Origin of the sequence: Alkalimonas cellulosilytica (assembly GCF_036325985.1) — a bacterium.
Lineage (GTDB): Bacteria > Pseudomonadota > Gammaproteobacteria > Enterobacterales > Alteromonadaceae > Alkalimonas > Alkalimonas cellulosilytica.
This window is the reverse complement of record NZ_JAUHLI010000002.1, coordinates 13,241-25,622: the sequence shown is the minus strand read 5'-3', so window position 1 is coordinate 25,622 and position 12,382 is coordinate 13,241. Positions and strand designations below refer to the sequence as shown.

The window sequence follows — 12,382 nt, the reverse complement described above, 5'->3', positions numbered from 1 at the left end:
GCTGCAATGCACTGGATGCAATCAAAGCGGACACCTCGTATGCTTCTATCATAATCAATTTGCCACCGGTGGCAAGTAAAAATCAAAAAAAATGTCTATCGGTGGCAGTTTACTGCTCTGCACCAAACAAAAGCAGAGCAGCGTCACGTTTAAAGTACTGATTTTTATAAACCGCAGAGGGCTCAGGACTGCCGGACTTTGGCTGTAGACTCCCGTACCACCAGAGTCGGTGCTACCTTAGCCGCCACCTGCTCAGCGCCTTTATCGTTGTTTTCAATCGACATAATCATTTTGGTCGCTGCCAGCAATGCCATCTGCCGAACCGGCCGGCGAATGGTGGTTAAGGAAGGAATCACCCGGGAGGCCAGCATGTTGTCGTCGAAACCAGCCACCGATAATTGCGCCGGCACTGCAATTCCCAGTTCGTGTGCTACTTTCAGTACCCCTGCGGCCATCTGATCATTGTTGGCATAAATCGCTGTGGGGCGTTCACTGGCCAGCAAGAGTTGCCGGGCACACTCAATGCCTTTTTCGTAGCTGTTATCGCCTTCGACAATCCAATCCGCACGCAGTTGAATGCCATAGGCTGATAACCCCAGCTGAAAACCTTCCATCCGCTCGATGGTCGACTTATAGGCCTGAGGGCCCGTAATAAAAGCAATCTTTTCATGGCCCAGCTGGGCAAAATAGCGCGCCATTTCAGCCGAGGCCGCCCGGTCGTCCGATACCACGATGTGACAGGGTTCATCCAGTGCCACCGAGCTGAGCCGTACATAGGCCCGGCCGGAGTCTTTCAGTGCCTGAGCCAGCTCTTCGAGTTCCGATACCGGCGGTAGCACAATAATGCCATCCAGCTTTGAGCGACTGATAAAGCGCAGGCAGTCCTGCACCAGAGTCGGGCTTTGGTAGCGGCACGGATGCACCACCAGTTCATAGCCCAGGTTGGAGCACACCTCCAGCACACCACGCTGCACCGAGTCGAGGTAAAGCGCATCCGGGTTGTCGTAAATCAGCCCCAGCAGATAGGAGCGGCTGGATGCCAGCCCACGGGCCTGGGTATTGGGCGAGTACTTCAGCTCGTTGATCACGTTCTGTACCTTGGTACGGGTATGCTCTCCAACGCTGAGAGAACCGTTGATTACCCTGGAAACAGTTCGTTTTGACACGCCGGCTATGCGGGCAACGTCGTTGATGGTGGCTTGCTTCATTTTGATCATCTTTATCTGCACCTGTGCAATTGAGCCAACACTACTTCCCCATGGCCATCAGTTGTGGACGATAGGTTGCCAGGGAGATCTCGATGGCAGCTTGTTTGACTTGTGCAGCAATCTGTTGGATTTGTTGTTTTTTAAACAGTATCGCAGGCGCACTGACCCCGACGGCAGCAGCGACTTGTCCCAGCTCATCGCGAACCGGTGCCGCCAGGCAACGCACATCCGGGTGGTACTCCTGCTCGTCAGTAGCATACCCCCGAGCCAACACCCGCTGCAACTCCGATTTTAACGCCTCCCCCGCCAGCAAGCTGTGTTCGGTGCGCCTGACAAAGCTGGCTTGCAACGCAGGTTCGTGCAAACGGTCGAAGCAGCGAAACGCCAGAAACACTTTACCGGATGCCGAGCAGTTCAGCGGCACTACGGTGCCAGGTCTGGCAGCCAGCCGCAGCGGATTCGGGCTGTCACAGACTTCAACCAGCAGGGAACCATCCGCATGGGGCAAAGCCAGATGACAACTAAAACCGGTACTCAGTGACAATTGCTGCAACATCGGCAAGGCCTTTTGTTTTACCGGCATTGAGCTGAGTAAACTTAAGCCAAGACGCAGCAACTGACTACCAGCCAGGTATTTCTTACCATGCTTTTCAATCAGTTGCTGTTGGCAAAGCGTCTGCAAAATACGAAAGGCGGTGGTACGTGGCACCGCCAGTTGCTGCTCCAGCTCGGACAAACTCAACCCTTGCTCGGCACGGCTGATTTCATCAATCATCCGGCAGGCATTGGCCAGATTCGGGATCACGTAACTTACCATCATTGCCTCCTAAAGCAGCAGTTGCTGCTTAGTACAAGCCAAAGAGTTTCGGCAGAAACTCACTGATCGCCGGTACATAAGTCACCAGCATCAGCACCGCAAACATCGCCAGATAGAGCGGTAACAAGGGCCGGATAATGGCTTCAATCCGCGTTTTGGCAATGGCACAACTCACAAAAAGCACGCTGCCAACCGGTGGGGACACCAGGCCAATCGACAAATTCAGCACCATCATGATGCCAAAATGCAATGGACTCATGCCCAGCTCCACCGCCACCGGCAGGAAAATCGGCGTGAAAATCAACACCGCCGGTGTCATGTCCATAAAGGCGCCCACCAACAGCAGGATCAGGTTGATCATCAGCAAGATCAGCAGTGGATTCTCACTTAAGGTCAGCATGGCAGCACTGATCACCTGCGGGATCTGCTCGTAGGACAAGATCCAGGACATCGCTGAAGAAGTGGCGATCAGCGCCATCACGATGGCCGTGGTTTCCGCCGCTTTCATCAGCACCGCAGGCAGTTCATTTGGTTTGACTTCCCGGTAAATGCCCACAGCCAGAATCAGCGAATACACCACAGCGATGGCGCCTGCTTCAGTGGCAGTAAAAACGCCGCTGATAATGCCGCCAATCACCAGAAAAATCATAAACAAGCTGGGCAGCGCTGCTGCTACTTTTGGCACCACCAGTTTGAGCGGCAGCCGGGCACCAACCGGATACCCTTTTAGTTTGGCGTAACCGGCACAAACCAGCATCAGTGCCATGCCCAATAAAATACCCGGCAGGTAGCCAGCGACAAACAAGGCCGCAATGGAAACTCCGCCACTGGCGATGGCGTAGACAATCAGAATGTTGCTCGGTGGGATCAGCATCCCGGTGGTGGCAGCCGAGGCGGTGACCGCCGCGCTGTAATTGACATCATAACCCTGCTTTTTCATTTCGGGCAGCATAAAGCTCCCGATGGCCGAGGTCGCAGCAACCGCCGAGCCGGAAATGGCGCCAAAAAACATGCAAGACACCACATTTACCAGTGCCAGGCCACCCGGCAACATGCCAATCAAAGCCATGGCGCATTCAATCAGCCGACGGGCGATGCCACCCCGCCCCATAATCAGGCCAGACAGTATAAAAAACGGAATAGCCAACAGCGCAAAGCTGTTGATGCCACCGGCCATACGCTGTGCCATGGTGGTAACAGCCGGCATAAAATCGATGCTGAGCAGCATGGTGGCCAGGGTAGCCAAACCAATGCAAAACGAAATCGGCACATTCAGCAGCAACAGGCCAAAAAACACCACCAGTAAAACTATAATTGCCAATTCCATCAATGCATCCCCTCTACCGGCTGCATCGGCTGCTGCCGAATACCAAAGTACAACTGGCTCAGACCATAAAACACAATCAACATGCCGGATAATGGAATGGCGATGTAGATGTACGCCATACGAATGCCCAAGGCCGCCGACATCTGATTCAGTTCATAGGTCAACCACACCAGGTTGCCACCACCAATCACCATCACATTGAAGGCAAACAGCACCACAGCCGCCGTTAAAACCAATTGAACATGCCGCTGACGCTCTACTTTTAAGCGCCGGGTCACAATATCCAGCCCCAGATGCACGCCGGTGCGATAGGCAAAGGCCGCACCTATCATGCCAATCCAAATCAGCAAACAGCGTGATAGCTCCTCAGTGATAGAGCTGGGTGCTCCTAACACATAGCGGGACACCACCTGCCAGCACACCACCACTACAATGCCAGCCATCAGACTGGCCAGAAACCACTTCAGCAGGGTATCGACCCAATGCACCAATTTAGTCATGCTCGCTCTCCTTAGGGCTCGGCTGCGGAGTATCCAGCTCAGCAATTCGTTGTAGCAAAGGGCCAATATCGGTCTGCATCAGGCTTTGATGAAAAGGCTGAACCGCCTGGCGAAAGGGTTCTTTATCCGGGTAAATTACCGTAACCCCCGCCGCTTTCACCGCTGCCAATGCTTCATCCGAGGCCTGCTGCCAGGCGGCACGCTGATACACAATGGAGTCCTGTGCCGCCCGGGTCACCCAGGCTTGTTGCTGCGGGCTCAGGTTTTGCCAGACATGCAAACTCATGATCAACACATCCGGTACCGCGGTGTGTTCATCCAGGCTGTAATAACGGCTGATTTCATAGTGGCGGGACAGATAAAAACTGGGCGGGTTGTTCTCGGCGCCATCGACCACGCCTTGTTGCAAGGCGGTGTAAAGCTCCCCCCAGTCAATGGGCGTGGCTGCGCCGCCTAAAGCTTCCACCATCCGCACTGCGGTCTGGCTATTGAGCACCCGGAATTTTTTGCCACGTAAATCGGCCGGGCTATCGATACGGGTATGGGTGGAGTAAAAGCTGCGGCTACCGGCATCGTAGTAGCCCAAACCATGCAAACGGGCTTGTTCGATTTCCTGCAACAACTGCTGGCCCAAATCGCTTTCCAGTACCCGCCAATAGTGATCGTTGTCGCTGAAAATATAGGGCACACTGAACACCCGCATCGCGGGCACAAAGCCTTCCAGCGGACTGGCCGATACTTTGGTCATAGCCAGACTGCCAATTTGCAGCAGCTCGACCAGCTCGCGCTCGCTGCCCAGTTGACCGCCGCTGTAGATTTCGATGCTCATGCTGCCATCGGAGTACTCCGCCAGTCGCTCCGCCATCAGCGCCATGGCTTTGTGCACTACATGCTCCTGATCCAACGTATGAGCAAGGCGTAAGGTAGTGTGTTCAGTGTCCGGCTGACACCCCAGCAGCCCCAGCAGCAAAGCCGCTGCGGTCACCCGGTGTCGCCAGCCTGAGACAACGTCATTCTTCATAGTCAGTCCAACCCTGTTGCAGTTATGGCGCATCTGCTGTGCACCTGATTTATGGGACTTTCCTTTAGGATGCTTAACGCATGGCACTGGCCGGAAATTTATCCATATCGTGGTAATCCAGGTTTTCACCTGCCATGCCCCAGATAAAGGCGTAATTGCTGGTGCCACAACCACTGTGAATGGACCAGGCCGGTGATACTACGGCTTGTTCGCTGGCAACCCAGATATGGCGCGTTTGTTGCGGTTGCCCCATAAAGTGACAAACCCGCTGATCGTCTGCCAAATCAAAGTAAAAATAGGCCTCCATCCGCCGATCATGCTGATGCGCCGGCATGGTATTCCAGACACTGCCCGGCTTAAGCACAGTCAGGCCCATTTGCAGCTGGCAGGTTTGCACCACATCCCGGATCATCAATTGGTGAATGGCGCGCTCATTCGAAGTTTGCTGCGATCCCATTTGCAGCACGGTGCAATTGTCCATGGTCAGATGCCTGGTTGGGTAACTGCAGTGCGCCGGCGCTGAGTTCAGATAAAACTTGGCCGGTGTGCTGGCATTGTCACTGTAAAAGCTGACATCCTTAGCACCCATACCGACATAGAGCCCTTCTTTGGTTTGCAGTGGGTACTCGTTGCCATCCACCACCACTTTGCCTGGACCACCCACATTGATCACCCCCAATTCGCGGCGCTCTAAAAAGTAATCGGCTTTGAGCGCATCCACCGCTTCCAGCTCTATGGCGGCCTTTACCGGCACGGCACTACCGACCAGAACCCGCTCGTAGTGGGTGTAACACAGCACCAGTTTGTCGGGCTGCATCAGGTTATCTACCAGAAAGTGCTGGCGCAGTTGTTCGGTATCGTACTTTTTAACGTCATCCGGATGGGTTGGGTAACGGCTTTCAAATTCAACAGTCATAACTTTCCTCACAGAATAAATAGGTAGCTGATGATTAGCGGGCCAGCCAGCCACCATCAACAGCCAGAACATGGCCATTCACATACTGACTAGCCGCCGAGGCCAGAAAGACAGCAGCACCTGCCAAATCGGCTGGCTCGCCCCATTGACCCGCTGGGATCCGATCCAAAATAGCAGCATTGCGTGCTTCATCCGCCTGCAAAGCCGCAGTATTGTCCGTACGAAAGTAGCCAGGCGCTATCGCATTGACCTGAATGTTGTGTTTGGCCCACTCATTGGCCAGAGCCTTGGTCACACCGGCAATGGCATGCTTACTGGCTGTGTAAGCGGGTACCGTGATGCCACCACTGTAAGACAGCATCGAAGCAATGTTGATGATTTTTCCCTGCTTGCGGGCAATCATGTCACGGCCCAGCAACTGGCTAAGTAAAAAAGCGGCGTCCAGATTTACCGCCATCACCTTGCGCCAGGCATCCATCGGGAACTCATCGGCCGGCGCCCGGAAAATCGTGCCGCCACAATTGACCAGAATATCCACTGCGCCCTGTTCTGTCGCGGCGGCTGCCAAAGCACGCACTGCAGTTTCATCCGATAAATCGGCCGCTAATGCCAAGCTTTCGCCACCTTGCTGCTGAATCGCTGCCACCGTTTCATAGCTGCCAGCTGCCGATGAACTGGCACACAATACCCGTGCACCCGCAGCTGCCAGCGCTATCGCAATGGCCTGCCCCAGGCCACGGCTGGCGCCAGTGACCAACGCGGTTTTGCCTTGCAGTGAAAATAATGCACTCATGCCACACTCCTTCAGCTTTTAACAGTTACCACAACGCTTGCCCGCACCATGGCTTTTGGTGAATCGTTCAAATATGGAACAGTTTCACTATTCAACCAACCGGGACAATCATTCAATTTCAATAAGTTAAACAAAATAACCCGATTTTCTGTCACCCAACGACTGAATTTATCGATTGGTTGAATTGACAGCAATTATCCGTTGGTGCTAGCTTTTTGCCATCGGTGGCACAAAATTGCAAGCTTTTTTTGCCACCGGTAGACAAGACTGCATAATCAGCCTAGTATTCGATACAGCAGTTTGCAAGCAAAGCGACGAAGACAAACAAAATCGACAGGGGCAGCCAGGCTGTTCCCATAAAAAAAAGCCGCTAAGCGGCAAAACGACAAGATCTAGGAAGAGGTGAACAACATGGCTACCCCGCAGAATTTATTTCGACCCCACAAGCTCAGCCGGGCTTTAACCTTAGCCGGCCTGGTGACTTTATTTGGCGCCACACCACTGCTGGCGGATGAAGCCAACAACGACCAGCAAGCGGAACCTGAAGAGCAGATTGAAGTGATCTCTGTGGTCGGCAGCTTCCGCGGTAGCCTGGCCAGTGCACTCAACCAGAAACGCTTTGAAACCGGTGCCACTGATACCATCAAAGCAGAAGATATTGCCGACTTTCCGGATCTCAACCTGGCCGAGTCGCTGCAGCGCATTCCTGGTGTCGCCATTAGTCGGGTGGCTGGTGAAGGCCGGCAAATTTCTGTCCGTGGTCTGGGTCCGGATTTTACCCGGGTACGGATCAATGGCATGGAAGCACAATCCACCAGTGGGGGTACCGATGCCATTGGCGGTGCCAACCGCGGCCGTGGCTTTGATTTTAATACCTTCTCATCGGATCTATTCAGTGAGCTGACAGTACGCAAAACCGCCTCTGCCAATGTTGAAGAAGGATCCTTAGGTGCCACCGTCGACTTACGGACTGCCCGCCCTTTTGATTACGATGGGCTAACGTTTGCTGCCAATGTGCAGGCAGGTTACAACGACCAATCGGAAAAGATCGATCCCAAAGGCTCTTTTTTATTCAGTAACATCAATGACGATCGTACCTTTGGTTATCTGATTTCTGCGGCCTTTTCCGAGCGAAATATTCTGGACGAAGGTGCCAGTACCGTACGCTGGAACAACGTAAACAACTTTGGCAGCTACCGTGGTGATGCCGAAGCCCCTGAACTGGAGCAAATCAATGCGGCCTTTCGCCCTCGGCTGCCGCGCTACGACTCCTATGTCCATAATGTAAAACGTATTGGTCTGGCATCGGCGCTGGAATACCGGCCAACTCAGGAAACCCGCTTTAATCTGGATGTGCTGTACTCCAAAGATGACTCCACCCGTCAGGAAGCCTTTATGCAAGGCATTCTGAACAACAGCAGCCTGACTGGTGCCATGAATGTTCGCGACTTCGAAGTGGATAACACCAATACCGTGACCTATGCCTCTTTCGAAAATGCCTTGATTCGCAATGAGCTACGTTACGATGAGCTCTCCACCGAATTTTTGCAATTTACGTTAAGTGCCCAGCATCAGCTGACAGATAACCTCAGAATTGACGGCATGATTGGCCGTGCGACCTCCAAGTTCGACAACCCGATCCAAACCACAGTGGTAATGGAAAAAGCCGGGTTGGATTTTAGCTACGACTACCGTGGCAGCAAACGCGATAACCCTGAGCTGATTTTTGGTGCCGGCGCTTATGATCCGAACGGCTGGGCAACCAACAGCGTTCGTCTGCGTCCATTGGGTGCAGAGAACACCTTTGATAGTGCGGCCATCAATCTGGAATATATGCTGAGTGACTACCTCACCCTGCGTGGCGGCTTGCATTACAAGAACTTTGAATTTGAGACTTTTGAGGCACGTCGTCAGTCCGAGAATGCCGCAGGCGTTGAAATGACACCAGACCTGATCATGAACTACAACGCTGGTGTAGGAGCTTCGACCTGGTTAGTCCCTAACCTGGATGCGATCAATGCCCGCTACAACATTTACAGCAATACCGGTGATTTTGTGGTGAGCTCTGACTTCCGCCGGGTTGATAACTTTTCTGCCGAAGAAGAAACCCTGGGGGCATACCTGCAACTGGCGTTTGAAACTGAAGTCGGCGACACCGTGATCCGCGGTGATGTTGGTGGCCGCTACGTTAGCACCGATCAAAGCTCTACTGCCTGGGCCACTATCGGTGGTACGCAGGAGCTAATTACCGCCAAACACAGTTACAATGAGTTTTTACCCTCACTAAACCTGGTATTCGAACCAATGGATGATGTCATTATCCGTTTTGGTTATGCGGAGGTGATGTCACGGCCTGGCTTATCCGGCATTCGCCCTAATGTGTCGGTGTCAGTCTCCGGCGGTGCCCGTACCATCAGTGGCGGTAACCCAACACTGGAGCCAACCCGGGCCAAAACCTATGATTTGGGCTTAGAGCTCTACTTCGATAACGAGTCTTTGCTAGGCGTTGCTTTATTCCGTAAGGATATTGAAAGCTACATTCAAAACCTGCGCGAAACCAAGCCATTCACTGAAACCGGCCTGCCGGTGCAAGCAGCGATTGATGCCTGTAATGCCGGGCCTGGTTATGGTGAAGCTTCTGGCTGTAACGAAAATGTCGAGTGGCAAACCACTACGCCACTGAACGGCCCTGGTGGTAACCTGTATGGCTACGAAGTCCAGTACCAGATGCCATTTAGCTTCCTGCCAGAATTCTGGGATCGCTTTGGCTTTATTGGTAACTACACTTACGTGAAAGCTCAGATGAACTATGTCAACAACACCGGTGTTGTGCTGGCTACTCGCGATCTGAACGGCTTGTCGGAAAATACCCGCAGTGCCACCTTGTATTACGAAGATGACAAATTCGCCGCCCGGGTATCCATGGCGTACCGCTCGCAGTATCTGACCAACGCCATTGGCCGTGATAACAACGATATGGAAGGCACCAATGCGACCCGTAATATCGACGCAGCGCTGTCGTATCAATTAACTGATAACTGGAAACTTACCTTCGAAGCGTTGAACCTGACCAATGAAGTCGATGATCAGTGGGTGGACTCGAGCGGTAATCGCTTAACCTACTACCACGCCACAGGCCGGCAGTATTATCTGGGCGCCCAGTACAAGTTCTAAACGTTGCCCTAAGGATCCCGTTGAGCCATGGATGGCTCCTTTTTATCCACCTTACTGATGCAAGCACAGGTAGAGATCGTGAAAATACACATGCAAGCAAGATCCCCTTTTCTTTCACTGACAGCGTCTTTATTCGCGCTGGCAGTCCTTAGCGGCTGCGATAGTAAACAACCTCAAACCAGTACGGTTGCCGAATCGATCAACAGCACCGCAGTGCAGCAGATTGCCAGCCTGGAGGTGCAAAACCCATCCGACTTTTCCCGGCCAGATCAACCTCTGCTGTTGCCCTTTACCGATTTGGGGATAACCGCTGCTGAAGCAACCGCTCTGGTGGTGATGCAACAAGAGCATCTGATCCCAAGCCAATTGATCGACCACAGTGGTGATGGCGAAAAAGACACCTTGTACCTGCACCTTTCGATGGCCGCAGCTGAGCGCCAGCAGCTGCAGGTACTGCAGGATCCCATTCGCTTCAGGCAACAAGCCTGGCCTGCCCGTACTCAGGCGGAAATATCCCATAAAGTCGGCGGTGAATGGCAGGGTGCCAAGTACCATGGCGGTGATTTTGTGAATGTGACCGAACTCACGGCTCCGGAGCAATACACCGATCACTCCGAGTGGATCCGCTATGAAGGCCCAGGTATCGAATCGGATCGGGTTGGCTACCGGATTTATCTGGACTGGCGCAATGGCTTTGATATTTTCGGCAAAAAAACGCAGCAGCTGGTACTGCAGGATGTTGGCCAGGATGGTTATCAGTCTTACCATGCCATGGCCGACTGGGGCATGGATATTCTGAAAGTAGGCCTGACTTTAGGCGCTGGCGGCTATGGTTTCTGGGATGGTGAGCAGGTGCAACTGGTATCGGAGGTAGGTCAGCACAGTGCCCGCATCCACGAAAGTGGCCCCCTCTATTCCGGCATGCAGATCCATTATCAGGACTGGCAAATTGCCGGTAAAACCCTGGATTTAACAGCCAACTTTTCCATGACGCCAGGTAGTCGCCTGGTGCATACCCGGTTGGAACTGTCCGAGAGCTTGCCGCATATGGCGATAGGCTTGGTGAAGCACCCGGGAACCGAAGTAATCCATGGCCCGCAAGAGATAACCGGTCACGCCTGGACCTATGTCGCTACCTGGGGCGACCAAAGCCTGGCTGGCGATCAACTGGGGATGGCGCTGCTGTTTAAACGCAGTACCCGGCTACAGCAAACCGAAGATGAGCACAATCTGGTGTCATTGATCCGGGTTCCCGACCAACGGATGGAGTATTACTTCTTGGCCGCCTGGCAAGGGGAGCCGGGCGGCATTCAAAGCAAAGATGAATTCGTAGCTTATCTGGACCAGCAGATTGAAGCACTGACGCTCACCCCCAGGGTACGACTGAATACAGCCCTGACCGATGCGCTGGTGCAGCAACCCCTGACGGCGGAGCGGGCACTGGATTGGTCTGAGCGACTGGCTGCCAGTGAAATGATCCGCCAAACCCCTTATTACCGCTACGGCGGCTGGGATTTTGAGCGCCGTAGGCCCGCTACCTGGGAATACACCACCGGCCTTTTGCTGCAAGCCTACGATGATTTATTTGAATTGCGTCCAAATGCTGAGTGGCAACAAGTGATTGTTGATGTGGTGGACTCCTTTATCACCGAGCAAGGCGATATCCACACCTACGACATCAAAAAATACAACATCGACAGCATCAATACCGGTTTGATTCTGCTGCGTCATTACCTGCGCGATGCCAAACCTCATCATCGTCAGGCACTGGATTTGCTGCGCCAGCAACTGGCCGAGCACCCGCGTACTGCCGATGGTGCCTTCTGGCATAAACAAGTCTACCCCCATCAGCTATGGCTGGATGGCGTCTACATGGGCATGCCCTTCCTCGCCTATTACAGCAGCGAGTTTGAAGATGGCAAGGCACTGAAAGAGGTAGTGAAAGAGTTTGAACTGGTGTATCAGCTGCTGCGAGACCCTGCCACCGGCCTGTATTACCACGCCTGGGATGAAGGCCGTCAGCAAGTCTGGGCCGACCCAGAAACCGGTCTATCGCCGCATTTTTGGGGCCGTGGTCTGGGCTGGCTCACCATGGCATTGGTCGATGTGCTGGACTACATTCCTGCCGAGCAAACCGAGCTGCGTGAGCCACTGCTGCATATGATCAGCGATTTGGCAGCGACTTTGGCGCGCTATCAGGACAGCGAGTCCGGCACCTGGTTCCAGATCCTGGATCAACCGGAAGCAACCGGCAACTATCTGGAAGCCTCTGCCAGCGCCATGTTCACCTACTTTTATGCCAAAGCTCTGAACCAGGGATACCTGCCGCAGCAGTACAGGGATACCGCCTTAAAAGCCTATCAGGGCTTGCTGCAGGAGTTTGTGCTGGTGCATCCGGATGACAGCATCAGTTTCGTCAATACCGTACAGGTGGCTGGTCTCGGCTTTGGCCGCGATGGCAGCTACCAGTACTACATGAGCGAACCGGTTTTTCGTAATGATGCCAAAGCCAACAGCCCTTTCATCATGGCCGGCGTGCAAATTGCCAGGTTGCTAGGCATCGACCACTGAGTTCTTCTAAGGGTTGGGCCAGCGCAAGCTGGCTCTTTTTTTCGCTATTCAGCAT

Annotated in this window: 9 protein-coding genes; 2 read left to right on the top strand and 7 right to left on the bottom strand. The window is 53.5% G+C overall.

Translation table 11 applies throughout. From position 1 onward, the window contains the following. Positions 1-182: 182 nt before the first annotated feature. From QWY20_RS01955 to kduD, 7 genes are all read right to left on the bottom strand, one after another. Entirely contained in the window at positions 183-1,217 is a 1,035-nt protein-coding gene (locus QWY20_RS01955) for a LacI family DNA-binding transcriptional regulator (RefSeq protein ID WP_330086079.1), read from the bottom strand. A gap of 31 nt (positions 1,218-1,248) precedes the next feature. Beyond that, entirely contained in the window at positions 1,249-2,028 is a 780-nt protein-coding gene (locus tag QWY20_RS01950) for an IclR family transcriptional regulator (protein ID WP_330127357.1), read from the bottom strand. Positions 2,029-2,053: 25 nt separating this feature from the next. Continuing rightward, positions 2,054-3,352: a TRAP transporter large permease gene (locus QWY20_RS01945; RefSeq protein ID WP_330127356.1), complete on the bottom strand. Its 1,299-nt coding sequence runs from the start codon at positions 3,350-3,352 to the stop codon at positions 2,054-2,056. After that, the gene (locus QWY20_RS01940) at positions 3,352-3,852 is read right to left on the bottom strand and encodes a TRAP transporter small permease (RefSeq protein WP_330086076.1); all 501 of its coding nucleotides are present in this window, start codon (positions 3,850-3,852) and stop codon (positions 3,352-3,354) included. Before QWY20_RS01940 ends, QWY20_RS01945 begins: the two co-directional genes overlap by 1 nt. Continuing rightward, positions 3,845-4,873: a TRAP transporter substrate-binding protein gene (locus QWY20_RS01935; RefSeq protein WP_330127355.1), complete on the bottom strand. Its 1,029-nt coding sequence runs from the start codon at positions 4,871-4,873 to the stop codon at positions 3,845-3,847. Before QWY20_RS01935 ends, QWY20_RS01940 begins: the two co-directional genes overlap by 8 nt. A 73-nt stretch (positions 4,874-4,946) precedes the next feature. After that, a complete protein-coding gene (gene kduI, locus QWY20_RS01930; protein WP_330127354.1) occupies positions 4,947-5,789 on the bottom strand; it encodes a 5-dehydro-4-deoxy-D-glucuronate isomerase in 843 nt (280 codons plus the stop codon). 34 nt (positions 5,790-5,823) lie between these two features. Next, entirely contained in the window at positions 5,824-6,582 is a 759-nt protein-coding gene (kduD, locus tag QWY20_RS01925; RefSeq protein WP_330127353.1) for a 2-dehydro-3-deoxy-D-gluconate 5-dehydrogenase KduD, read from the bottom strand. A gap of 411 nt (positions 6,583-6,993) precedes the next feature. Here kduD and QWY20_RS01920 point away from each other — a divergent pair, with 411 nt between their 5' ends. Beyond that, positions 6,994-9,756: a TonB-dependent receptor gene (locus QWY20_RS01920; protein WP_330127352.1), complete on the top strand. Its 2,763-nt coding sequence runs from the start codon at positions 6,994-6,996 to the stop codon at positions 9,754-9,756. A 27-nt stretch (positions 9,757-9,783) separates the two neighbouring features. After that, the gene (locus QWY20_RS01915; protein WP_330127351.1) at positions 9,784-12,327 is read left to right on the top strand and encodes a glycoside hydrolase family 88 protein; all 2,544 of its coding nucleotides are present in this window, start codon (positions 9,784-9,786) and stop codon (positions 12,325-12,327) included. Positions 12,328-12,382 lie beyond the last annotated feature (55 nt).